This is a genomic window from Polynucleobacter sp. UK-Gri1-W3, from assembly GCF_018881595.1.
GTDB lineage: Bacteria > Pseudomonadota > Gammaproteobacteria > Burkholderiales > Burkholderiaceae > Polynucleobacter.
Genome location: NZ_JACVQA010000008.1, coordinates 17117 through 39860, shown reverse-complemented (window position 1 = coordinate 39860; position 22744 = coordinate 17117). Strand labels below are relative to the sequence as shown.

Genomic DNA, 22744 nt, shown 5'->3' with positions numbered 1-22744 from the left:
TCGATATGACACAAACGAATATCACCTGGATTGAAGGCGCAGTTGTAGAGAATGAAGTTCACATGACAATTGTTGAGCTTTCTCATGCATCACGCACGCCAGAAGATCTCATCATGACTTGGGTTTCAGAGGGAGTACTTAGTCCAGTGGGAACATCGCCTGAAGACTGGCGTTTTAGTGGCGACTCTTTGAGAAGAGCGAAAACTGCTGCGCATCTCACACATGATCTAGAGTTAAATGTCCCAGGCGTTGCCTTGGCACTAGACTTACTTGATGAAATTGCCCAGCTGCGCGCTCGTTTGCCACGCGGCTAGGCAATAGCGTTAAGACTCTGAACGACTCAAAAGCTGTTCCCAACGTTGCAGCTTTTGATCTAAATCGGCAGTAATCTCACTGAGTCGTGCCTGCATACTTGCTGCCAACTCAGGTTCATTTTTATACAAATCTGGATTGCTCATTGCAATACCAATATCGGCCTGCTCTGTTTCCAGGGTCTCAATTTGTAGTGGCAAAACTTCTAACTCTTGGCGCTCTTTGCCATTGAGCTTTTGAATGCCACCTTTGGCAGCTGGCTTTGTTTCCACTTTTGCATCTGCCTTAGCTTCTGCTTTAGTTTCTACTTTAGCCTCAGTCTTTTCTGCTGATCTTAAATTTCCATTGGCAGCACGAATTTTGTCTGAACGCGCTTTTTGGATTTTCCAATCTTCGTAGCCACCCTCATACTCTCGCCAGAAACCATCGCCCTCATTAGCAATGATGCTAGTGACAACGTTATCTAAGAAGTAGCGATCATGACTAACCAAGAAGACCGTACCCTTATAATCTTGCAGGAGTTGCTCCAGCAAATCCAAGGTATCAATATCTAAGTCATTGGTCGGCTCATCCAAGACCAAAACGTTTGCAGGACGGGCAAATAAGCGTGCCAGTAGCAAACGGTTACGCTCGCCACCAGATAGAGTGCTTACTGGAGAATTGGTTCTCTCGGGCGCAAACAAGAAATCACTCAAGTAACTCTTGACATGTTTTTTATTGCCGTTGATCTCAATCCACTCGCTACCAGGACTGATGTAATCTTCTAATGAGGCATTTAGGTCTAAGCCTTCGCGCATTTGATCAAAGTAAGCCACCTCAATCCGTGTACCCATCGTTGCTGTGCCTGAGTCAGGCGCAATCGTTCCTAAAATCAATTTAAGTAAGGTTGTTTTGCCGGCACCGTTGGGCCCTAGTAGACCAACTTTATCGCCACGTAAAATCGTTGCCGTGAAATCTTTCACAATCGGACGATCATAGGTTTTGCTCACGTTTTGCAAATCCGCCACAATCTTGCCGCTGCGATCACCCGCAGAAACAGCCAACTTCACCTGCCCCATCGCGTCCCTGCGCTCAGAACGGCTACTACGTAATTTTTCTAGGCGAGCAATTCTGGCAACACTTCGGGTACGACGTGCTTCTACCCCTTTACGTATCCAGACTTCTTCCTGCGCCAGTAATTTATCGGCGCGGGCATTGGCTAAGGATTCAGAATTGAGCTCTTGCTCTTTAAGAACTTCATACTGAGTAAAGTTTCCGGGATAGCTACGCAGAATGCCGCGATCTAACTCCACAATTTGTGTGCAGACGTTATCTAAGAAGGCGCGATCATGGGTAATCAGAATGACTGAGCCTTGATATTCTTTGAGCAACTCTTCTAACCAAGCAATCGAGTCCAAATCTAAGTGGTTGGTTGGCTCATCTAGTAAAAGTACATCAGGCATCTCTACTAAAGCACGCGCTAAGGCAACCCGTTTCTTTGTACCGCCAGAAAGTGTATTGATTTTGAGGTCTGCTTCAAGATGCAATCGGTCCAAAGTTTCATGAACGCGCTGCTCCCAATTCCAGCCACTCAAAGCCTCTAATTGCGACTGCACTTCGTCTAAGCGATGATGGGCAGCATCATCCCATTCGCCAACGCTAAGAGCCTCATACTCCTCACGCAAAGCCTTAGCCTGGGCAACCCCCTTGGATACTGCCTCAAAAATAGTTTCTTCGGCCTCAAAGATAGGTTCTTGAGGAACATAAGCAATGCGAAGGCCTTGCTGATATTGCAGCAAGCCATCATCTAGTTTTTCGATACCAGCCAATATCTTCAATAAAGAAGATTTGCCAGTGCCATTGCGGCCAATTAAGCCAACACGCTCACCTGATTCAAGTGAAAAAGCAGTGTTTGCGAGGAGGTCAACGTGGCCAAAAGCCAGTTTTGCATCAGTGAGTACGATTAAAGCCATGGCGACATTATCGTCACTTCCCCAAAACAGGAGATATTTCCACCAATATCTGCGAGACTAGCTACCTATGGTTTGCAAATTAACCCTCTCCGCGCCCCGCCTGATCTTATTTGCAGGACATGCCGGCACAGGGAACTCGACTCTTGCCAAAAAGGCTCTGCCCCTAATTATTGAGAAAACAGGGGAGGATTTTTTCTTTTTAGACAAAGACACTGTATACGGCGCTTTTAGTGCTCATGTCATGCAATTAAACACTCAAAACCCCAACGATCGTGATAGCCCCTTCTATCTAGAAAACCTACGTGATTGGGAGTACCAAGGCCTTATTGATACCGCCAGAGAGAATTTGCTTCTGGGAGTAAACGTCATTCTGGTCGGGCCATTCTCAAAAGAAATTCAAAGTGGCAGGATGTTTAGTCCGCAAGCATTAGGACTGCCACCAGAGACTTCCATGCAGATTGCTTGGATTGATCTGGCAGAGTTGGAGGCCAAAGAGCGGATGGAGCAACGGGCTGACCCACGAGATGAATGGAAGCTCACTCACTGGGATCAATATGTTAAGCGGAGAATAGAGCCGCCAACCCACCCCTCATTGCATCGATTTGATAATGTCTCTTTTAGTGAGTCTGAATTTAAAAAACTCATTGAGGAATTAACCCAATAATCTGAAAATAAAAATAGTTATTACTTTTTACTTTGAGAGATAGTCTAGCGCTACTGCTTCTGCTACTTTAATCCCATCGACACCTGCAGACAAGATGCCACCGGCATAGCCTGCGCCCTCACCGGCTGGATAAAGACCTTTGATATTCAAGCTTTGGTAGTTATTGCCCCTGGTAATTCTCAAGGGAGAGGAAGTGCGCGTCTCAACACCAGTTAATACAGCATCTTTCATGGAGAAGCCTTTAATCTGCTTCTCAAAAGCGGGGATCGCTTCCCGAATTGCCTCAATTGCATAAGCAGGCAAACTTTCTGCAAGATCGGTTAAATGAACGCCAGGTTTATAAGAAGGCATAACGCTGCCAAACTGAGTAGAAGGCTTACCTTCTAAAAAGTCACCAATCAGTTGGCCTGGGGCTTCATAAGTTCTACCGCCTAATTCAAAAGCCTTGGATTCAATGGCGCGCTGAAACTCAATTCCTGCAAGTGGACCACCGGGGTAATCCTCTGGAGTAATGCCAACAACAATACCTGCGTTGGCATTGCGTTCGTTACGAGAGTACTGGCTCATGCCATTAGTTACTACGCGATTAGGCTCAGAGGTAGCAGCAACTACCGTTCCGCCTGGACACATACAAAAACTATAAACTGCACGGCCATTTTTAGCGTGATGGACTAATTTGTAATCTGCTGCGCCAATGAGTTCGTTGCCAGCATGAGGGCCAAGACGTGCTTTATCAATCAGAGACTGAGGATGCTCAATGCGAAATCCGACCGAGAATGGCTTGGATTCCATGAAGACGCCCGCATGATGCAGGGCTTCAAAAGTATCGCGCGCACTATGCCCCAGAGCCAGGATCACATGGTTAGCAGGGAGATCTGCTTGTCCCTCAATCTTGATTCCAGTAATTTGTTCATTCTCAATATCAAATCCAATGACCTTTTGTGAAAACCGAATCTCCCCACCTAGGTCAATGATCTCTTGGCGCATCTTTTCCACAACACCCACCAAACGGAAGGTCCCGATATGGGGTTTTGCTACATAAGTAATTTCTTGCGGAGCACCAGCTTTTACAAACTCATTAATGACCTTGCGACCATAAAACTTGGGGTCTTTAATTTGGCTATACAACTTACCATCCGAAAAGGTGCCAGCTCCACCCTCACCGAACTGCACATTGGATTCTGGATTGAGCACATTTTTGCGCCATAACCCCCAGGTATCTTGAGTGCGCTCACGTACTTTTTTGCCACGCTCAAGAACGATCGGCTTGAAACCCATTTGAGCCAAAACCAATGCAGCAAAAATTCCGCATGGTCCAAATCCAACAATAACCGGTCTTAGCGTTTTGCCATCAGTAATTGAGTCGGGAGCTTTTGCAACAAAGTGATAGCTCGTATCTGGGGATGGCCTTACATGAATGTCGCCTGAAAACTGCTTGAGAAGCACATCTTCATGTTTTACAGATAAATCGACCGTATAAATAAAGGAGAGCGCAACGTTTTTACGCGCGTCATAACTCCGCTTAAAGACATCGAAGGCAATTAAGTCTTTAGCATCCAAATTGAGGCGTTTGAGAATCGCTTTCTCCACCGCTTCAGGAGCATGGTCGATTGGCAGACGTAATTCAGTAATACGGATCATGAGTTTTACGATACACAGTAATTTGAGACATTTATAGGCCCATTGCGAGCCGCAAGCCAAATAATACTGGTTATGAGCCTACTGGGGCCAGGAGTTGGCTCATAAAGGCGATAATGCGTCATGGCTCTACGCGCAACCATCCACAAAGCCGACCTTCACGTCGCAGATTCTGACCGCCACTACTATGGCAGCCACTCCCTCACCATCGCCAAGCACCCTTCTGAGACTGAGCAACGGATGATGATTCGCATCATCGCCTTTGCATTGCAGGCGCATGAGGATTTAGCATTTACAAAAGGCCTGAGTGATACCGATGAACCGGATCTTTGGATTAAAGATCTCACTGACGCAATTAAGCTGTGGATTGAGATTGGTCAGCCAGACGAGCGTCGCATTCTGAAGGCCTGTGGCCGTTCAGACCAAGTCATTGTGTATTGCTATGGCGGACATACCAGCAAAATCTGGTGGGATGGCATTGCAAATAAGCTGACTCGCGCCCGCAATTTACAAGTGATTTCCATTCCAGCAGAACAAGCAGAAGATCTGAACAAGCTGGTTGAACGCAGTATGGTCATTCATGTAAATGTTCAGGATGGCGAAGCGTATGTCTCTTCTGATCAAGGCCAGGTCACGATTACCCCAGAGATTTGGCGCAATAATCAATAGACCTGCAATATGAAGGTAGTTGTTTTCGATACCAATGTCTTGCTAGATCTCTTTGTCTTTAATGACTTTAGGGCACTTCATTTAAAGCAAGCCCTAATCGAAGAAAAAATTGAGGCATTGGCAACCCAAAAGACTCTAGAAGAATTTGTTGATGTCATTACGCGCCCTTTATTTTCCTTGGACACAGATCAACAAGAATTCATCCGCAATCAATGGCTGAGCCTAGCGAAGCTGTTAGATGATCAAAGCCTTCTGAAAGCACCCTGGGCATGCAATGATCTAGACGATCAGGTCTTCTTGGACCTTGCCTATACAGCAAAACCTTGCATATTAATGAGCAAAGACAATGAAGTACTGCGATTTGCGAGTAAGGCAGCAACAGAGCAGGTTTTAATTACTGCTGATTACACAGCAATCGATCTATAAACCTTGCGCAGCCTCTGCTGCAATCTCAAATGATCTAAGACGCGCCTGGTGATCAAAAATTTGCCCAGTAAAAATAAGTTCATTAGCACCAGTAAGATCTAACCATCGACGCATCCCCTTCTTTACGGTCTCTAGTGAACCAACAACGGAGACCTGCAAGGTATGATCTGCTGCAGCCTGCTCATGCGGTTCACAAAATTCATTCATGTCAGTAATTGGAGGTGGTAACTGGCCTCGTGTATTGCGACGCATTCTGACAACATTCTGCTGCAAGGTGGTAAATAGATGCTGAGCTTCTTCATCGGTATCTGCCGCTACTACATTCATCACAAATGCTGAATATGGTTTAGCTTGCTGGGCCGATGGTTTAAAAAGTTCTCGGTAAATCCTCATTGCCTCCAGGAGTTGCTCTGGCGCGAAGTGTGAAGCAAAAGCATAAGGTAAACCGAAGTGTGCTGCCAATTGAGCTCCATACAGACTAGAGCCCAAAATCCAGATGGGCACATTGGTGCCTATACCCGGAATGGCTTTGACGGATTGCCCCTCTTGAAGAGGACCAAAATAATGCTGGAGTTCTCGCACATCTTGCGGAAAACGATCATCGCTCCCGAGCAAATCTCGGCGTAATGCCCTTGCCGTCATTTGATCGCTACCAGGCGCCCTGCCCAATCCAAGCTCAATTCGCCCGGGATACAAAGACTCTAAGGTGCCAAATTGCTCGGCAATAACCAGAGGTGCATGGTTGGGCAACATTACGCCGCCAGAACCCACTCGAATGTGAGAGGTACCGGCAGCAATGTAGCCAATCAATACGGCGGTAGCTGAACTCGCATTACCGGTCATATTGTGGTGCTCTGCCACCCAATAGCGCGTATAGCCCCATTTTTCAGCATGCTTTGCCACATCCAAGGTGTTGCGAAGTGCATCAGCAGCAGTAAACCCCTGAGGAATCGGAGATATATCTAGAATGGAGTATAGGATGGAATTTGCCATCGCTAGATCATACCGAGAAAGTGCATTGTTGACATGAGTAAACCCAAAATGGCTGACCCTGACGACGGCCTCTTTAAGCCAGGTAGCAAGCTTAAGCACATCAAGACTGGTGGCTTTTATAAAGTCGTTTTTTTGGCAAATGTGGAAGCAACCTTAGAGCCGGCTTACGTTTATGAATCCCTGCAATCCCATAACTTTTGGATTAGACCAAAAGCAGAAATGGAAGATGGGCGCTTTGAGCTCATCCCTGAATAAGAAAGCCAATTGACCATGTCCGAAGACCGCATTACCAATCTAGAAATCAAACTCAGCTTTACTGAAGACCTCATTGAAAAACTCAATGAGACTGTTTATAAACAGCAGCAGCAAATTGAATTTCTGTATCGTGAACTCAAGGCGATCAAAGAGCAAGCCAGCAGCAGTGGGGGTGGTGGCGGAAGTCTGAAAGATGAAATCCCCCCGCACTATTAATCAACTGCTAATATAGGCATTAGGCATAAACTCCTTACAACATAAGCAAAGGAACCACCCATGAGCAACTTAACGCTATTTCTAGTCCAGTGGGGCTTAACTTCTTTATCCCTTTGGGTTGCTAGTTACATCTTTAGCGGCCTGCGCTTTGCGGATGGCGGCTCACTCATCATTGCTGCATTGCTTTTGGGCTTTGCCAATGCAATCGTCAAACCATTGCTAGTATTGTTGACGCTACCACTCACAGTAGTGACCATGGGCCTCTTCTTGCTCGTGGTTAATGCGATGGTATTGATGCTGGTTTCTGCAGTGGTGAGCGGCTTTACGATCTCTAGCTTCTGGACCGCATTCTTTGCCAGCATCTTTATTTCATTGTTCAGCCTCTTTGTCAGCGGCTTAGTTTTTTAAGGGACAGATTTGCGAGTTTGGCTTAGTTAAGCTTAGTTAGACTTACTTGCTCGCCGGATAGATATCCGACCAAGGATGCAGCGCAGTTTTACATGGCTGTGACTTGGTCGCTATTGATTTGGCATTCTCTGCAGCAATACTAATTCCGCCAGTTAAAAAGCCTAGCCCAATCGAGACGGCGCTATTCACTACCCCCGCCTTATTAACCCCAGTCTGAGGGTTTTGTAAGGTACCTTCAATTTTCACCAGCCCAGCAAGATCCAAGCCTGTTGTCAGGCCTGATTTTTCTCTTGGGTTAATGCTGATATTGAGAGCTTCGTTAGCGAGATTGATGGAGCCCGCTAAGGTGATATCGAGTCGATCGGTCTCGATACCAACCGAATTCTGAATATTGACTACCCCGCTGCTAACCGGCAAATAAGCAACAGCGCAATTCAATACAGTTTGATTCGATTTCTTGTACATCGGATTGATTGCATCTATTACAGTAATAACAAAGTCCCCGCCCTTATTGATGAACTTGGAATCTAATTTGCTTGGACCTACTGAGACCTGAATAGCCCCATTAGCTCGACTAGCCATTTGATGTGGATTTACTCCGCTCCCCTGTAAGTTCCAAGCCACCTTCGCATCACCACCAGAAACTCGAGCGCTAGAATCAGAAGTGGCAATAATTTGTTCCAGAGTAAAGTCTTTAGCCAAACCCTTGATGGCAAATTTTGGTGATGGGCCATCAAACTGCGAAATAGAAATTTGTGCTTGGGCACTTCCTTTGCCAACATTAAAACTGACATCATTTGCATCAATCGCATTTTTCTTAAATTGCAGAGTCGTCTTAAAGTTGGTGAATGGGGCCTGATCCGGTACCCCTAGTTCAGCAATGTTGATATTGATCGATCCATCAGCTAAAGGCAATAGATCGAAAGGCAGCGCCTCATCTGAGAAAAAATACTTACCTTGAGACTTATGTGAGGCGGTGGAGTGCGATTTTCCAGCCGAGCCAGCAATCGCAGCCGATCCAGCTAAAGGAGCTAGATCAAATGATTTGGAGTTGAGATTGATAGTAAATTGCGGCAATACATGTGGCTTTTTATCAATCTCCCCTGTAATCGTAAGCGACTTTCCGTTCAGAGTCAGAAGAAAATCAAGATCCGTTTTTACGGGGGATTGATCCCAAGCAAAATAAGCGGTTCGTAACGATCCTGTTTTACCTTTGAGATTCAGGGTGTAGTTGGGATATTGAAGATCCATCAGAATCGTAGATTTTCCATCTTTCGCATCAAGGTTTAATTTTGGAATCTTTAATGACTTAGCGGCTTGATTGTCATCTTGGTAATTAATACGTGCATCAACAATATCTAAAGTCTGGAACGAAACAAGCGGACTGCTGGAGGAGCTATCTGTTGTTGTTTGAGATGCTAAATTATTGGTAGCCAAAACTGGTGCAGTTAAATTCCAATTACCCTCCCCAGCTTTGTTGGTCTGTAAATTAGCCTCTAGTCCCAACACACCAATTTTGCTGATCTCAACACTGCCTTTGAGTAAGGGCCATAACCTAATATCCAACTCGACTTGCTTAAAGGTCAACATATCGGGATTACTTGCCCAGGATGCATTGCTCAAAGCTAACTGCTCTGCTTTTACGCTAATGGACGGAAAAATACTCAGGCTTATTGGTCCAGTAATTTTTAACTCTCGTCCAGTTGCTTCCTTGACTGAAGAGCTTAAGAGCTTCGTTACTTGGGCGGGATTCACAAAGGACGATGCATAGATGGCAGCCAGGCCTAGTATGGCTACGCACACTGTAAAAGCAAGGAGGAGAATTTTAAGAGTTTTGTTCACACATCCATTCTAGATCGTGTAAAGGCAATTGGTCACTACCCATGGACTAAAATAGGTCCATGAGCATAGAGAATCTACCGAAATGTCCTGTCTGCCAGGTGGATATGACCTACCCCGATGGGGAAAATTACGTTTGTGCGCAGTGCGGCCATGAATGGCCAATCGCGGGTGTTGCCGAAGAGGCAGATGCTGGTTTAGTCGTTAAAGATGCTAACGGCAATCTTCTGGCGGATGGCGATACCGTTACCCTCATTAAAGACCTCAAGGTAAAAGGCTCTTCCACAACTCTTAAGGTCGGCACCAAGATCAAAGGCATTCGCCTCGTGTCTGGCGACCATGAGGTCGATTGCAAAACAGAAGCCGGCAATATGTTGCTTAAAGCCTGCTTTCTGAAAAAAGCCTAGAGCCATTTGGTATCTAGGCTTTCTTCACCCGCCTGAGCTTAAGAGGCCGCCCTTTTTAAGACGGCATAAATTTGATCCTTGAGAAGTAGCTTTTCTTTTTTTAAGATCTCAATTTCTTCAGGGGTGCTTGGCTCGCTATGCGACTCCATTCTCTGAATCTTCTGGTCTAAATTATTGTGTTTATCAAACAAATGCGAGAAATGACGATCTGATGATTTCAACTTGGTAATGAGTTCGCGATATTCGGGAAACATAGCACCTCTTGATATTTGGGTTGTACAAAACTGCGTACATTTAGTGTAGCAATCCTGCATTTCAAGAACAATAACTTCCTTCATCCATTTATTTCAACTCTCCCCTTGTAATCCGCAGGAAAAACCCCATATAGGAAAGGCGAATTCCTACAGAATTTTGCAGTAATATCAGTAAGTGCATTAAGCACAATAACTACCAAAAGAAGGGTAATAGACCATGGCTACAAAGAAGTCTCCAGCAAAAAAGAAAGTAGCTACCAAGGTGGTAAAAAAAGCCCCTGCTAAAAAAGCTGTCAAAAAAGTTGCCGCTAAGAAAGTGGTAAGCAAAAAGATAGTCAAAACGGTAGTGAAAAAACCAGTAGCCAAGAAAGTGGCTGCAAAGAAGCCAGCCACTAAAAAAGTAGCTGTTAAGAAAACACCGGCAAAAAAACCTGCGGCCAAAAAGCCAGCAGCTAAGAAAGTTGCCAAGAAGACTGTTCAATCAGCCTCATCTAAAACTCCAAAGGTAGACCAATACGGTCTTGAGCAAGATGATGAGTTTTACGGTCTGTATTTTGCAAAATCCACTAGCAAGGGTTTGGTTGAGGTAAAACCATGCACCTTCTCACTCATGTACTGGTGGAAAGGCTTGCTTGGCTACCCTGACATGATCGAAATCTCCAAGGGAAGCAATACTGCGATGTTGCAGTTTGAATCCACTTTTGGCGGTGGCGATTCTGGTGAGACTGAGTTAACTGAAAAAGATGTGTTGGATATTGATCACATCATTGAAGTAGATGAAGAAGAAATGATGATCTCCCTCTACTCCTATGTACCGATTCCAGTACCCGAGAAATTGGTTGGGGCCTTAAGTCTTGCCGTCCTCAATATCAACCCAGAAACTCGCTACGGTAGCCTAGAAATCTGCCCAACTGAGAATGAAGAAGGTGTGACTGAGCATTTCTTGCGCTATCGTGCTGCAACCTATTTGCGCGGCATTAAGTCTGGCAAAGTGGAAGCTATCGAAAGCATGGTCACCAATGGTTCCGAGTTCTTTGGTCTGGCTTTAGATGCAATGTGTGTGAATAAGTCCATCAAGAAGTGGTTGCTAAGCTAATCCATCACTAGTAGATGGCGGAATAACTACCCGCCACTATCTGCAAAGATAGATGTAAGTTAAGGGAAAACGGTCATTGACCATTTTTCTGCTTTCTAGAATTGTCACAGTTCTTTTGCCCTGTCTCTTGCACTCTGCAAGAGCCGCATCCTGAGCCTCGCTTTCCTTAGCGGTCTTAGGTGCATGCACCCCAATCGTCCCGTCAGATTGTTGATAGACGCCAAAATCACTTTGCGGTGTTGAGCAAGCAAACAAGCCAAAGCCAAATCCCAGCAACATCAATTTATTTAAGGCTTTCATTCAATCTCCATGGTTTCTTTAATCTTAAAGCACCCGGAGTGAAGACGAGCAGAGACCCTGCTGTTATTGTTTATTTCTGATATTTTTGATTTTTTGCAGTAGTAATTCGTTTGAAACGACTGGTCAACTTGGTTAACCCCACATCTGCGATAGATTTCTTTTAAAGAACGTACTAACAGTCTCCACATCTGCGGTAAAACTTTACGTCCTTACGCTCTTTAATGCTGCGGGTGAACCCTCAGCGAGTTACCACTATATTCTTTAATATCTCAAAAGTCAAGGGTTTACCCTGATATTTATCAAATATATTTCACCCTTGAAATAACGCCTTCCCCGACCATAAAATCCGCTTTTTTATATGGGTAAGCAGATACACTGAGGCCTCCTCCTTCAGTGCATTCAGTAGCGAAAATCCAGTGCAACTTCATTCAATTACCTTCAAAGCAATCCCCCTTCTGCTGTGTCTCGCTTTTGAAGGCTCACAAGCAGCTCCATTTGAAATCAAAGTACATGATGAGCTAATTGCCGAATTACATGAGTCTGGACTTGAGGTCGAAACTAATTTATATCAGCCAAGTGCAGCTCAAGGCATCAAGTCAAATGTATTTCAAACCAGACTGGAATATGCCTATGGCATTGCACAAGGAAATGAAATTTCTGTAAATGGATTCTTTAGTAGGTATAACGATGTCACCTATGTAAATGGTGGCAAAGTAAGTCACATGTATATACCAACCCATAATGAAGATAGCTACTGGCATTACGGCATAAAAAATGAAATTATTTATCTCAAAGATATAGGTGGCGACTATCAAACGTATTACGAGATGACTCCCATTCTGGCATTACAAATTCAGAAGTGGCGCTTCACCATTAATCCATCGGTAGATTTTGGCTTAAATAAAAGCGGTGGTGTAGCGTTTGCGCCATCTGGCAAGATAGCTTATGCCCTTACCTCTCAGACCTCAGTGGGTGGTGAATACTATAGCGAGATGAGCAACACCACCAACTACTTTCCAATATCACAGCGTTTTAATACCGCTTATCTTGTGATCGATACCAAGATTGATAAGTCCAATATTAACTTTGGAGTGGGTAAAGGTACAAATCTCAATAGTGATAACTGGGTTGTAAAACTGATTGCTGCTATTAGCTTTTAAGTCATGTTTTGAATTGAACCCGTAAAAGAAGCTTGCAGCATAGGATTGACATCATCAAAGCAAGTCTTAGCCCCTAGAAGATAGAAAAAGTTTTTCTTTAATCCACAGCGCAACGGATACTAGACCAACCATGATGGGTACCTCAACTAACGGGCCAATCACTGCGGCAAATGCCGCTCCTGAGTTAATACCAAATACAGCGATGGCTACTGCAATAGCCAGCTCGAAGTTGTTGCTAGATGCTGTAAACGATAAAGTACAGCAGCGCTTGTATTCAATCCCCATTTTGATAGTGATGAAGAACGTCAGTAAGAACATCACCACAAAGAAGATGAGCAATGGAATGGCAATAGTGACTACATCCATTGGCAACTGCAGAATTAACTTACCCTTCAAACTAAACATCACCACGATCGTAAAGAGCAAGGCTATTAATGTGAGTTTGCTAATTCTGGGAACAAAAGCATTTTGGTACCACTCCCTGGAAACAAACTTGAGCATGACAAAGCGGGTCAAGAATCCTGCAACACACGGGACTCCTAGATAAATGGCAACCGTTTTAGCAATCTCACCAATAGTGATATTGACGACAGAGCCTGCAAAGCCAAAATATGGCGGCAGAACAGTTAAGAAGAAATAGGCATACAAACTAAAGAACAGCACTTGGAAGACCGCATTAAAGGCAACTAAGCCAGCTGCATACTCTGTGGAGCCTTTAGCAATATCGTTCCAAACAATTACCATTGCAATACAGGGTGCAATGCCAATCAATATTAAGCCAGCCATATATTCCGGTTGATTGGGAACAAAGAGGATGGCCAAGAAGAACATTAAGGTTGGCGCGACAATCCAATTCAGCAGAAATGCCAAACCAAATATACGTTTGTCTCTAAATACATCAGGCAGGTCTTCGTACTTCACCTTAGCAAATGGTGGATACATCATCAATATCAACCCAATCGCAATTGGAATATTGGTCGTGCCCGATTGAAAGGAGTTAATGAACCCCTCCACTCCAGGAACAAAATACCCCAAGCCAATACCTACTGCCATGGCAGTAAATATCCAAACAGTGAGATATCGATCTAAAAAGGAAAGTTTGCTGGTAACAGTGCTCATCATTTGTGGTGAATTTCTTGAAGGCTGAGTGAATTAAGTTGGTCAACTAGTATGTCCGCCAGAATGTCAATGCGTTTTTTTAAGCCAATCATGACTTCTTTAAATGCACGCCGCTTATCGTCATCCGACCCCACTACTCGAGATGGGTCAGGAAATCCCCAGTGGGCTGTCGCAGGCTTGCCGGGCCAGAATGGGCATACTTCACCAGCCGCATCGTCACAAACCGTAATAATGAAATCCATCTTAGGGGAATCTGGTAAACCAAATTCATCCCAGGACTTGGAACGTAATTTAGATTCCTCATAGCCCATCTGTATGGCTAACTCACGAGCAAATGGATTAACAGTAGTTCCTGGGGTCGATCCCGCTGAATATCCAACAAACTTGCCGCTGGCATGCGTCGAAGCAAGGGCCTCGCCTAATACGGAACGAGCTGAATTATGTGTGCATAAAAAGAGAATATCGAACTGCTTCATTTGGTCTTCGCCTTTTTGATAATCGATACCGGTGCACATGCTTTGCCACCACAGCAATTTTCTAGCAAGAAGCCGCTGAGCTCTTGAACCAAGCTCGCATTGGGTCGATAAATGAGGTGACGACTCTGGCGCTCCACTGACAATAAATCAGCCCCCACCAATTCCTTCAAATGAAAACTCAGCGTGGCATTAGCTACCCCTAGTTTTTCAATAATCTCTCCAGGCGTTAAGCCCGTATCACCACGCTGCACCACTAAGCGAAAGATATTCAAACGGGTTTCTTGACCCAAGGCCAGAAATGCTTTAATTGCATCAGTATTTTTCATATTTCTAATTATATAGAAATGTATATTTCACCTTAATGACACTCAATGTCATAAAAATGACATATATGTGTCATAAATGCTTGAAAATAAGGGTAATAAAACGTAGGATTAACTCGAGAAACATCAATACAACGAAACCATCAATCAATCTAGGAATAAATCATGAGTCAAAAGAAGCTAGTCAAACAACTATTAAAAAAGCTCGACAAACTAGAGTCTGATAGAGAAAAGCTCATCGATAAACTTGCAAAAGCGCTGGATAAGCTAGACAAGAAAGTGGCCACCAAAAAAACTCCGGCCAAAAAATCTGCTGCAAAGAAAGCGCCTGCGAAGAAGGTGCCAGCTAAAAAGGCTGCTGCTAAGAAGGCTCCTGCAAAAAAGGCTGCTGCCAAGAAAGCGCCTGCAAAAAATGTTCTTAGCACAACCGAAGCAAGCTAATGGGCCAAAAAAGCAAAGATAAGCAAGAGCAATCTGGCTACGACGACCAACTTCGCCTGTTGCAGATTGAACTGGTAAAGCTACAAAATAGCCTGATCAGTAAAGGTGAACAGATATTGGTCATTCTTGAGGGGCGCGATACGGCCGGTAAAGATGGCACTATTAAAGTGATCACTCAACACTTAAGCCCTAGAGAAACTCGTGTGGTTGCTCTAGGGAAGCCTTCTGATACTGAATGTGCGGAATGGTACTTTCAACGCTATGTTGCAGAGCTGCCTAAGAAGGGTGAGTTTGTTCTGTTCAATCGAAGCTGGTACAACCGTGCAGGCGTTGAAGTGGTGATGAACTTTTGCAGCAAAGATCAATATGCCAACTTCATGGGAACCGTGAATGAACTTGAATCTATCCTGACTAGCTCAGGTATGACCATTCTCAAATACTATTTGGACATTTCCAAGAAAGAGCAGGTTATCCGCCTTGCAGATAGAGCCAAGGATCCTTTGAAGCAATGGAAGATCAGTCCGATTGATCAGCAAGCGCAAGTAAATTGGAATGCCTATAGCAAGTGTAGAAATGACATGCTAGAGAAAACCAGTTCAAAAGATGCGCCATGGATTGTTGTGAAGGCAAACGATAAAAAAGTAGCCCACATCAATATGATTCAAGATCTTCTATCGAGAGTTTCTTATCCAGGTAAAGACAAAAGCCTACTGAAAGTTGATAAAGACATCGTCTTTAAGTGGGATGGCAAATTACCTAAGCTCGAAAAATAAGTCTTCAGAACACTTCAGGCACATACATCTCAGGAGGGACCGGTCCGCGTAGGTAATCTGGATTATGAACGCGCTTTGGCAAAGTAATCACTGGGTGATCAATCTCCTTATAGGGGATTTGATCTAACAAATGCGTAATGCAGTTTAAGCGGGCCTTTTTCTTATCATTTGCAGCAACTACCCACCATGGCGCCTCAGGAATATGCGTGCGCTCCAGCATGGTTTCCTTAGCCTTGGTGTAAGCCTCCCAAAGTCTTCTTGCCTCTAAGTCCATTGGGCTTAACTTCCACTGCTTTAAAGGATCATGAATACGCATCATGAAGCGGTTGTATTGCTCCTCATCAGAGATTGAGAACCAATACTTAATCAGGATAATTCCAGAGCTGATCATCATGCGCTCAAGATCAGGTACTGTTCTTAAGAACTCTTCGTACTCATCATCAGTACAAAATCCCATGACTTTCTCGACGCCAGCACGGTTGTACCAGCTTCTATCGAATAAAACGATCTCGCCGCCGGCCGGCAACTGAGAAATATATCTTTGGAAATACCACTGTGTTTTCTCACGCTCGTTGGGCGCAGGCAATGCAACCACCTTACAAACACGAGGATTGAGACGCTGAGTAATACGCTTAATCGCTCCGCCCTTACCTGCAGAGTCTCGCCCCTCAAATAGAACGGCAACCTTTAACTTATTCTCTACCACCCAGTCTTGGAGCTTTACCAACTCACCCTGGAGTCTAAATAGCTCTCGAAAGTAAACATTGCGTGGAATTTGGGAGCTTTCACTACCATCAGATGAAAGCCTGTCATCATCGAGCTCCATCTCAAGCTCTTCGTCCATGCTATCAAGAATCTCTTCTTGAGCACGGCGGTACCACTCAGCCATTTCCGTATGCTTCGATGTCATTGGTTTCCACTCCTAGTGCTAGATTTATAGCTAGAAATGATGACACATTTATTACATAGGGCGATGATTGCCCTTTAAGTGGTTAGAAATAGCCTCTTGACTATGCAAAGTCAGCCACTTGCGATCTTTAGACGCCTCCGGGCTTGCTCCTGAGGGCGGGATAAAGCTCAGCTCAACTACCAGACTCCGATCCCTTAAGATCTTCGCCATTGACCCCAGAAGCCCCATGTCGCCAACAAATGCTATCACCTCACTTCTAGCGCCGCTCTCCCTAGATTGATAGGCGATTGCTAATGAATAGACCGGCACCTGCACAATGACTGCTGATTCAAATAAATTCGGTTTAAACGGGAGAACGCCCTCACCTATCGTTGAGGTTCCCTCTGGAAATATGCAGACAGACTGAGTTTTCAGTACATCACCAACTTCGCTCGCAACATGCTTTCCATGACGTGCGCTATCACGCTTAATAAATACTGTTCCTAATTGTTTGGCCATCCACCCAAATACAGGCCAGCCCTCTACATCGGATTTAGCTACAAATCGAATAGGTTTGAACGCATTAATTGCATGGATGTCCATCCAGGAAATATGGTTTGACGCCAAAAGATATGGAGTCGAAGGAAGTATCTCCTGATTCTGCAGCCTTAAGGTAATTCCAAAAATATCCAGCAATCTTATTGACCAATTTTGAATCAGCTTATTTTTAGTTTCCTGAGTGGCAAATGGGAATCGAAAAGACAGTGTTACCAATCCACCAATTACATGACTCCATACCAGAATCCAAGCCCATAAAGTAGCCAAGCTTTTCAATGGGGAATGTCTGATGGTTTGATTCTGGCTCATATGAGGTAGAAATATAAATCAATTTGATAAAAATAATTGCATCGTCATAAAACTGACTTAGAACTGTCATGCCAGTTTCATACTCAGTAGGCTTAATACTGTTTCATGATGCATTACAAAGCCATCTGGATTTCAGACGTACACCTAGGAACATCAGGGTGTCAGGCAGACTACCTTCTCGATTTTCTAAAACACAACGAAGCTGAAAAGTATTATCTCGTAGGCGACATTATTGATGGCTGGAGACTGAAAAAATCTTTTTATTGGCCTCAGTCACATAATGATGTAGTGCAAAAGCTTTTACGTAAAGCACGTAAAGGTAGCGAAGTCATCTATGTCCCCGGAAATCATGATGAAAGCGCCAGACAGTTCTTTGGACTCTCTTTTGGAGATGTCAAAGTAGTTGAGGAAGTCATTCATACAACCGTAGACGGCAGAAAACTATGGGTGACACATGGTGATCAGTTTGATGGCGTGATGCAGTACGCCAAGTGGCTTGCTTACGTTGGTGACAACCTGTATTCGTTCATTCTTTACGTAAACCGTTACTTCAATATGATTCGCGCCAAGATGGGGCTGCAGTATTGGTCACTATCTCAATATCTTAAGCACCAAGTAAAGAACGCAGTTAGCTATATTGCAGACTTTGAACACATTATGGCCAGAGAGGCCCGCTTAAGGGGTTGTGATGGCGTTGTTTGTGGACACATTCACAAAGCAGAAATACGTGAGATCGACGGTCTGCTGTATTGCAATGATGGTGACTGGGTTGAAAGCCTCTCCGCCCTTGTTGAAACACATACTGGTGAACTCAAACTGATTTATTGGACACATATCAAGGGTGAGCTAGTAGAGACCCCTCAAATTACCCTTCAACCTGCTATCGAATCACTTATTAAAGAGGCTATGCTATGAAAATTATGATCATCACTGACGCATGGGATCCCCAGGTGAATGGCGTTGTCCGAACCCTCAAGCAAACTCGTGCTGAATTAACTGCCATGGGTCATGAAGTAGAAATGATTACCCCAACAGGCTTTAAATCCATTCCTTGCCCTACCTATCCTGATATCGCCCTATCGCTCTTCCCAGGTAAAGAAGTAGCTCGCCGCATTAAAGAATTTGCACCCGATGCAATGCATATCGCAACGGAGGGCCCACTAGGCTTATCGGCTCGTGCCTATGCAGTGAAAAATCGTTTACCTTTTTCCACCGCTTATCACACCCGCTTCCCAGAATATGTCAAAGCACGTACTGGTATTCCTTTGGCAATTACTTATGCATTTATTCGCTGGTTCCATGACCCATCAATGGCAGTAATGGCACCAACAATTGTTGTTAAAGATGATTTAGAAAAATATGGCCTCAAGAATGTCGTATTGTGGTCAAGGGGTGTTGATCTCGATATTTTTAAGATGCAAGATTCAAAAGCCTTGAATACTGCCCATCCTATCTTTTTATATGTTGGCCGGGTTGCTGTTGAAAAAAATATCAACGCATTTTTAGAAATTGACTTACCAGGTTCAAAGTGGGTGGTAGGAGACGGTCCAGCCATGGCTGGAATCAAAGAAAAATACCCAGAAGTGAACTATCTGGGAGTATTGCAGCAACATGAATTGGCAAAAGTGTATGCAGCAGCTGATGTATTTGTATTTCCTAGCAAGACCGATACATTTGGTCTGGTTTTGCTTGAAGCAATGGCTTGCGGCACACCAGTAGCGGCCTATCCCGTTACAGGCCCTATTGATGTTTTAGGCAACTCCAATTCGGGTGCAATGAACGAAGACTTACGCATTGCGTGTATGCAGGCGCTGAAGATTCCTCGTGAGATTGCTCGCGCACATGCCGAGAAGTTCTCTTGGCGTGCTGCTTCTGAGCAATTTGCCAATCACCTCAAGCCAGTACCAACCCCAGAAGTTCACATCACTGCGCTAGCCTAAAGAAAGTTCATGTTGAACGCTCCATACCATATCGACCAAAATCCCCATAAGGGCAATCGTGGTCTTGCCAGAGCATGGCATGCAGCCAAAAACTCTTGGTGCGGCTTGGTATATGCATTTATGGAAGAAAGTGCCTTTAGACAAGAGCTCACTTTATTTGCACTGCTAACACCCGTTGCCTGCTTGTTGCCGATTTCATTACTAGAAAAAGCATTGCTGATTTCTTCATTAGTCATGGTTCTTGTTATTGAGTTACTCAACTCAAGCGTAGAAGCAGCAATCGATCGCATTTCATTCGAACACCATGATCTTTCTAAGCGGGCAAAAGATTTTGGCAGTGCCGCCGTCATGCTTGCTCTGCTTGTGGCCGCCCTCCTCTGGGCAGCAGTATGCGTCCCCCTAATATTTAATGTCAATTAAGGCTAACTATGTCTGATATCCCTAACCCAATCGGCTCATTTGAGATTTTCGCCCCTAAGAAAGTCAAGGCATTCAAAAGAAAGAAGCCAAGCGCATTTAAAAAACTCTCTAAAAAGTTAGGTAAAAAACTATTTGGGAAAACATTTGTTACTAAAACAAGAGCTGAACTAAGGGAAGCGGATCCAAGTCCAGTTATTCAGATTGATAAGCCAAAAAAACCTGCTTTCCAAATTATTTGGGCGAGCTCTCCTGGTGAAGTCAAAGAGGCACAAAGATTACGCTTTAAGGTATTTGCTGAAGAAATGGGTGCTAACCTCCCTAAAAATGCCGAAGGCTTAGATGTTGATGAATTTGACTCGTATTGCGATCATTTATTGATTCGTGATCAAGATAGCCTCAAAGTAGTCGGCACTTATCGCGTACTGCCTCCACATAAAGCATTGGAAATTGGTCGTCTTTACTCTGATTCTGAGTTTGACCTCTCCCGCATTGACCACCTTCGCCCTAAATTAGTTGAGCTAGGTAGATCCTGTGTTCACCAAGACTATCGCTCAGGCGCAGTCATCATGGCCCTTTGGAGTGGCTTGGCCCAGTATATGCAAAAGAATGGTTATGAAATCATGTTGGGTTGCGCTAGCATCCCCATGGCTGATGGTGGCCACTTTGCAGCGAGTCTTTATAACTCGCTAGGCAACGATCAAATGGCGCCAACAGAGTTTCATGCTTTTCCGCGTCTACCGCTGCCCCTAGACAGATTAAATGGCGGTTTAGATGTGCAACCTCCGCCATTGATCAAGGGTTATCTCAAACTTGGAGCAAAAATATGTAGCGCTCCAGCGTGGGATCCAGATTTCAATACGGCTGACTTATTAACCATGCTACGTCTCTCAGAAATCAACCCACGATATGCAAAACATTTCTTGGGCCTGTAATCTGGGAGCATTCATTAAAAGAAAAAGCCACTTCAAATTAAGGTGGCTTTTTTGTACTTACTTTAAGACTTACTTGAAAACTTACTTAAAGCTTAGTTGATAGGAGTAGCCAATCCTTTCCCACTCTGCCGCCTCTTTTACAAGACTAAATTCCGTCAGAGGATGTTCTGCTACCCACTCTTTAGAAAGGCTTACCAGATAAGAGCCGCCATTTTCAGAAACCTTGACCTTAGGAAAGTTGGCATCATTTCGACCACGACAGAGCACCTGCGCTAATCGCAAGCAAAAGAGCATGCGCCAGTCTTCAAAACTATGATTGTGGGCTAGCTTACCAAGCTTGCCGGTATGCCCAATTAATAGGGCTGCAAGCCTTGCTTGATCATTTTTAGAAAATCCTGGCATGTCGGCATTGCCTGCTATGTACGCCGAATGTTTGTGATATCCGTTATGCGAGATAGATAAGCCAATTTCATGGAGGTTAGCTGCCCACTGCAACAGCGCTACGTTATCTGCCCTGCTTTCTGCCTCAGGCTTAGGTAACTGCTGCAAAAAATCAGCAGCCAATTTACCCACTCTATTCGCTTGCTCTCGATCGACTGCATATCGCTGCATAAATTGCTCAACAGTGACGTAACGCATGTCATGATGTTGTGAGCGGCCAAGCAAGTCGTATAAAACACCGCTACGTAGTGCGGCATCCGTTACTTCCATTTCTTCGATACCCAATTCATCGAATGCAGCCAACATAATTGCTAGACCACCTGGCCATACCGCTCTTCTGTCGTCTTTTAGGCCTTCTAATTCAACCTGATTTACATGCTCATATTTCAGGAGATGTTTTTTGAGATTCTTCAAGCCTTCACGAGTAATGAGGCCACTTGCACCATTGACGCGGCCCATCGTTAAACCATCGCCGAGTCCATTGAAGTTGTTATTTGCAATCAAATCAGCTAAAGCCCTGGCTGTTCCAGAGGAGCCAATCACCTGCTTCCAGCCGCTCCTTAAATAAGCCCCTGAAATAACCTGTATTTCACGGCGTGCAGCTAGCTCGGCTTCCTTAAAGGCATGTGCATCAATATTTCCTTTGGGGAAAAAACGCATGCTGTGGGAGACGCAGCCAATATAAAGACTCTCCATTAGTTTTGGCTCATAACCTTTGCCAATAATGAATTCTGTTGAACCGCCACCGATATCTATAACCAGCCTGTTACCCTGGATGGCCTGGACTTCATGGGCCGCCCCAATATAAATAAGTCGAGCTTCTTCTACGCCGGCAATCACTTCGATTGGAAAGCCTAAGGCCTCTTGAGCATCCTGAACAAATTGTTGGGAATTTTTAGCAACCCGTAAAGTGTTTGTCGCAACCGCTCGCACATGAGAAGGATCAAATCCACGGATACGCTCACCAAAACGCCTGATAGCAATTAATCCACGCTGATATGCATCATTACCAAGCAATTTATTTTCAGTAAGGCCTGCAGCCAAACGCACTGTCTCACGTAGGGTATCGATTGGGCGTAATTGAGTACCTGACGGCGTATTTACCGCTTGAGCCACTAGCATGCGAAAACTATTCGATCCCAAATCAACCGCAGCGACAAGGTCTGCGGAATTCACTAAAGGATCTACGGGATTGCTGGCCAAAATATTCCCCAAAAATGGAATGCTGTATCGATTGTGTCTATTTTATGTAAAAACAATGACACATTGATGAAAAGGCCAGCAAGCCTTTATGGCTGGGGTTGATGCTTAAACTAGGCTGCCAAATTTTGTTCAGAGTTTGAGCAATCGCGATTACCAAAACTGCACAAAATGCAGCAATCGCCTGATTTAGGCTTCAAAATTGCACTACAGGAACGGCAGCGATAAAAATGCTGAGTACCCTCTTCGGAGCTGATGATTTCAGAGGCCTGGCAATGTGGGCAAGTAACAGTAGCTTGCGGGTATTGGATAGTCTTATTCACACTGCAATACT

29 protein-coding genes are annotated in these 22744 nt (G+C 44.5%); 16 read left to right on the top strand and 13 right to left on the bottom strand.

What is annotated here, in order from left to right; translation table 11 throughout:
- Nucleotides 1-5: 5 nt before the first annotated feature.
- On the top strand, nt 6-314 hold the full coding sequence (locus ICN36_RS08085; protein WP_216227887.1) for a chaperone modulator CbpM: 309 nt from the start codon (nt 6-8) through the stop codon (nt 312-314).
- 9 nt (nt 315-323) lie between these two features.
- Here ICN36_RS08085 and ICN36_RS08080 read toward each other — a convergent pair whose 3' ends face one another.
- The gene (locus ICN36_RS08080; protein ID WP_216227886.1) at nt 324-2264 is read right to left on the bottom strand and encodes an ATP-binding cassette domain-containing protein; all 1941 of its coding nucleotides are present in this window, start codon (nt 2262-2264) and stop codon (nt 324-326) included.
- A gap of 67 nt (nt 2265-2331) precedes the next feature.
- On the opposite strand from ICN36_RS08080, the gene ICN36_RS08075 reads away from it, so the two are divergent.
- Nucleotides 2332-2928 carry an AAA family ATPase gene (locus ICN36_RS08075; protein WP_216227885.1) on the top strand — a complete coding sequence of 199 codons (597 nt, stop codon included), beginning with the start codon at nt 2332-2334 and terminating at the stop codon, nt 2926-2928.
- 27 nt (nt 2929-2955) lie between these two features.
- Here ICN36_RS08075 and ICN36_RS08070 read toward each other — a convergent pair whose 3' ends face one another.
- A complete protein-coding gene (locus ICN36_RS08070) occupies nt 2956-4569 on the bottom strand; it encodes an NAD(P)/FAD-dependent oxidoreductase (RefSeq protein WP_216227884.1) in 1614 nt (537 codons plus the stop codon).
- Nucleotides 4570-4689: 120 nt separating this feature from the next.
- Here ICN36_RS08070 and ICN36_RS08065 point away from each other — a divergent pair, with 120 nt between their 5' ends.
- Both ICN36_RS08065 and ICN36_RS08060 read left to right on the top strand, forming a co-directional pair.
- Nucleotides 4690-5235 (top strand): YaeQ family protein, encoded by a 546-nt coding sequence (locus ICN36_RS08065; RefSeq protein WP_216227883.1) that lies wholly within the window; start codon nt 4690-4692, stop codon nt 5233-5235.
- Nucleotides 5236-5244: 9 nt separating this feature from the next.
- On the top strand, nt 5245-5661 hold the full coding sequence (locus tag ICN36_RS08060) for a putative toxin-antitoxin system toxin component, PIN family (RefSeq protein ID WP_216227882.1): 417 nt from the start codon (nt 5245-5247) through the stop codon (nt 5659-5661).
- On the opposite strand, the gene ICN36_RS08055 is transcribed toward ICN36_RS08060, so the two are convergent.
- Nucleotides 5656-6654 (bottom strand): LLM class flavin-dependent oxidoreductase, encoded by a 999-nt coding sequence (locus ICN36_RS08055; protein WP_216227881.1) that lies wholly within the window; start codon nt 6652-6654, stop codon nt 5656-5658. The genes ICN36_RS08060 and ICN36_RS08055 overlap by 6 nt on opposite strands.
- 33 nt (nt 6655-6687) lie before the next feature.
- On the opposite strand from ICN36_RS08055, the gene ICN36_RS08050 reads away from it, so the two are divergent.
- The 3 genes from ICN36_RS08050 to ICN36_RS08040 are packed head-to-tail and all read left to right on the top strand — an operon-like array spanning nt 6688 to nt 7533.
- Nucleotides 6688-6909 carry a hypothetical protein gene (locus ICN36_RS08050; RefSeq protein WP_216227880.1) on the top strand — a complete coding sequence of 74 codons (222 nt, stop codon included), beginning with the start codon at nt 6688-6690 and terminating at the stop codon, nt 6907-6909.
- 15 nt (nt 6910-6924) lie between these two features.
- Nucleotides 6925-7125, top strand: a complete 201-nt coding sequence (locus tag ICN36_RS08045; RefSeq protein ID WP_216227879.1) for a SlyX family protein — start codon at nt 6925-6927, stop codon at nt 7123-7125.
- Nucleotides 7126-7185: 60 nt separating this feature from the next.
- The gene (locus ICN36_RS08040) at nt 7186-7533 is read left to right on the top strand and encodes a phage holin family protein (RefSeq protein WP_216227878.1); all 348 of its coding nucleotides are present in this window, start codon (nt 7186-7188) and stop codon (nt 7531-7533) included.
- A gap of 42 nt (nt 7534-7575) precedes the next feature.
- On the opposite strand, the gene ICN36_RS12140 is transcribed toward ICN36_RS08040, so the two are convergent.
- Nucleotides 7576-9375: an AsmA family protein gene (locus ICN36_RS12140; protein WP_216227877.1), complete on the bottom strand. Its 1800-nt coding sequence runs from the start codon at nt 9373-9375 to the stop codon at nt 7576-7578.
- A gap of 65 nt (nt 9376-9440) precedes the next feature.
- Here ICN36_RS12140 and ICN36_RS08030 point away from each other — a divergent pair, with 65 nt between their 5' ends.
- Complete coding sequence (locus tag ICN36_RS08030) at nt 9441-9779, top strand: zinc ribbon domain-containing protein YjdM (RefSeq protein ID WP_216228277.1); 339 nt, start codon at nt 9441-9443, stop codon at nt 9777-9779.
- Nucleotides 9780-9817: 38 nt separating this feature from the next.
- On the opposite strand, the gene ICN36_RS08025 is transcribed toward ICN36_RS08030, so the two are convergent.
- Entirely contained in the window at nt 9818-10033 is a 216-nt protein-coding gene (locus ICN36_RS08025; protein ID WP_216228276.1) for a YdcH family protein, read from the bottom strand.
- A 217-nt stretch (nt 10034-10250) separates the two neighbouring features.
- Here ICN36_RS08025 and ICN36_RS08020 point away from each other — a divergent pair, with 217 nt between their 5' ends.
- Nucleotides 10251-11129 (top strand): hypothetical protein, encoded by an 879-nt coding sequence (locus tag ICN36_RS08020; protein ID WP_216227876.1) that lies wholly within the window; start codon nt 10251-10253, stop codon nt 11127-11129.
- 36 nt (nt 11130-11165) lie between these two features.
- Here ICN36_RS08020 and ICN36_RS08015 read toward each other — a convergent pair whose 3' ends face one another.
- Nucleotides 11166-11429 carry a hypothetical protein gene (locus tag ICN36_RS08015; protein ID WP_216227875.1) on the bottom strand — a complete coding sequence of 88 codons (264 nt, stop codon included), beginning with the start codon at nt 11427-11429 and terminating at the stop codon, nt 11166-11168.
- Nucleotides 11430-11845: 416 nt separating this feature from the next.
- Here ICN36_RS08015 and ICN36_RS08010 point away from each other — a divergent pair, with 416 nt between their 5' ends.
- Nucleotides 11846-12589: a hypothetical protein gene (locus tag ICN36_RS08010; RefSeq protein WP_216227874.1), complete on the top strand. Its 744-nt coding sequence runs from the start codon at nt 11846-11848 to the stop codon at nt 12587-12589.
- 66 nt (nt 12590-12655) lie between these two features.
- On the opposite strand, the gene arsB is transcribed toward ICN36_RS08010, so the two are convergent.
- The 3 genes from arsB to ICN36_RS07995 are packed head-to-tail and all read right to left on the bottom strand — an operon-like array spanning nt 12656 to nt 14510.
- Entirely contained in the window at nt 12656-13708 is a 1053-nt protein-coding gene (arsB, locus tag ICN36_RS08005; protein WP_216228275.1) for an ACR3 family arsenite efflux transporter, read from the bottom strand.
- A complete protein-coding gene (locus ICN36_RS08000; RefSeq protein ID WP_216227873.1) occupies nt 13708-14184 on the bottom strand; it encodes an arsenate reductase ArsC in 477 nt (158 codons plus the stop codon). The genes arsB and ICN36_RS08000 overlap by 1 nt, the downstream gene beginning before the upstream one ends.
- Nucleotides 14181-14510: a helix-turn-helix transcriptional regulator gene (locus tag ICN36_RS07995; RefSeq protein ID WP_216227872.1), complete on the bottom strand. Its 330-nt coding sequence runs from the start codon at nt 14508-14510 to the stop codon at nt 14181-14183. Before ICN36_RS07995 ends, ICN36_RS08000 begins: the two co-directional genes overlap by 4 nt.
- A 162-nt stretch (nt 14511-14672) precedes the next feature.
- On the opposite strand from ICN36_RS07995, the gene ICN36_RS07990 reads away from it, so the two are divergent.
- Nucleotides 14673-14948 carry a serine/threonine protein kinase gene (locus ICN36_RS07990; RefSeq protein ID WP_216227871.1) on the top strand — a complete coding sequence of 92 codons (276 nt, stop codon included), beginning with the start codon at nt 14673-14675 and terminating at the stop codon, nt 14946-14948.
- On the top strand, nt 14948-15721 hold the full coding sequence (gene ppk2 / locus ICN36_RS07985; RefSeq protein ID WP_216227870.1) for a polyphosphate kinase 2: 774 nt from the start codon (nt 14948-14950) through the stop codon (nt 15719-15721). Before ICN36_RS07990 ends, ppk2 (ICN36_RS07985) begins: the two co-directional genes overlap by 1 nt.
- A 4-nt stretch (nt 15722-15725) precedes the next feature.
- Here the strand turns inward: ppk2 (ICN36_RS07985) and ppk2 (ICN36_RS07980) are convergent, their stop codons facing one another.
- Both ppk2 (ICN36_RS07980) and ICN36_RS07975 read right to left on the bottom strand, forming a co-directional pair.
- Nucleotides 15726-16631, bottom strand: a complete 906-nt coding sequence (ppk2, locus tag ICN36_RS07980; RefSeq protein WP_216227869.1) for a polyphosphate kinase 2 — start codon at nt 16629-16631, stop codon at nt 15726-15728.
- 51 nt (nt 16632-16682) lie between these two features.
- Nucleotides 16683-17477: a 1-acyl-sn-glycerol-3-phosphate acyltransferase gene (locus ICN36_RS07975; protein ID WP_216227868.1), complete on the bottom strand. Its 795-nt coding sequence runs from the start codon at nt 17475-17477 to the stop codon at nt 16683-16685.
- 105 nt (nt 17478-17582) lie between these two features.
- Here ICN36_RS07975 and ICN36_RS07970 point away from each other — a divergent pair, with 105 nt between their 5' ends.
- From ICN36_RS07970 to ICN36_RS07955, 4 genes are read left to right on the top strand one after another with little or no spacing between them, the layout of a single operon-like run.
- Nucleotides 17583-18392, top strand: coding sequence for a UDP-2,3-diacylglucosamine diphosphatase (locus tag ICN36_RS07970; RefSeq protein ID WP_370623461.1), 810 nt, complete (start codon nt 17583-17585; stop codon nt 18390-18392).
- Nucleotides 18389-19417 (top strand): glycosyltransferase family 1 protein, encoded by a 1029-nt coding sequence (locus ICN36_RS07965; RefSeq protein ID WP_216227867.1) that lies wholly within the window; start codon nt 18389-18391, stop codon nt 19415-19417. The genes ICN36_RS07970 and ICN36_RS07965 overlap by 4 nt, the downstream gene beginning before the upstream one ends.
- Before the next feature lie 9 nt (nt 19418-19426).
- Complete coding sequence (locus tag ICN36_RS07960; RefSeq protein ID WP_255531279.1) at nt 19427-19837, top strand: diacylglycerol kinase; 411 nt, start codon at nt 19427-19429, stop codon at nt 19835-19837.
- Nucleotides 19838-19845: 8 nt separating this feature from the next.
- Nucleotides 19846-20769 carry a GNAT family N-acetyltransferase gene (locus tag ICN36_RS07955; protein ID WP_216862070.1) on the top strand — a complete coding sequence of 308 codons (924 nt, stop codon included), beginning with the start codon at nt 19846-19848 and terminating at the stop codon, nt 20767-20769.
- An 81-nt stretch (nt 20770-20850) separates the two neighbouring features.
- Here ICN36_RS07955 and ppx read toward each other — a convergent pair whose 3' ends face one another.
- Nucleotides 20851-22413, bottom strand: a complete 1563-nt coding sequence (gene ppx, locus ICN36_RS07950) for an exopolyphosphatase (RefSeq protein ID WP_216227866.1) — start codon at nt 22411-22413, stop codon at nt 20851-20853.
- A gap of 110 nt (nt 22414-22523) precedes the next feature.
- On the bottom strand, nt 22524-22733 hold the full coding sequence (locus ICN36_RS12135; RefSeq protein ID WP_370623459.1) for a GDCCVxC domain-containing (seleno)protein: 210 nt from the start codon (nt 22731-22733) through the stop codon (nt 22524-22526).
- Nucleotides 22734-22744 lie beyond the last annotated feature (11 nt).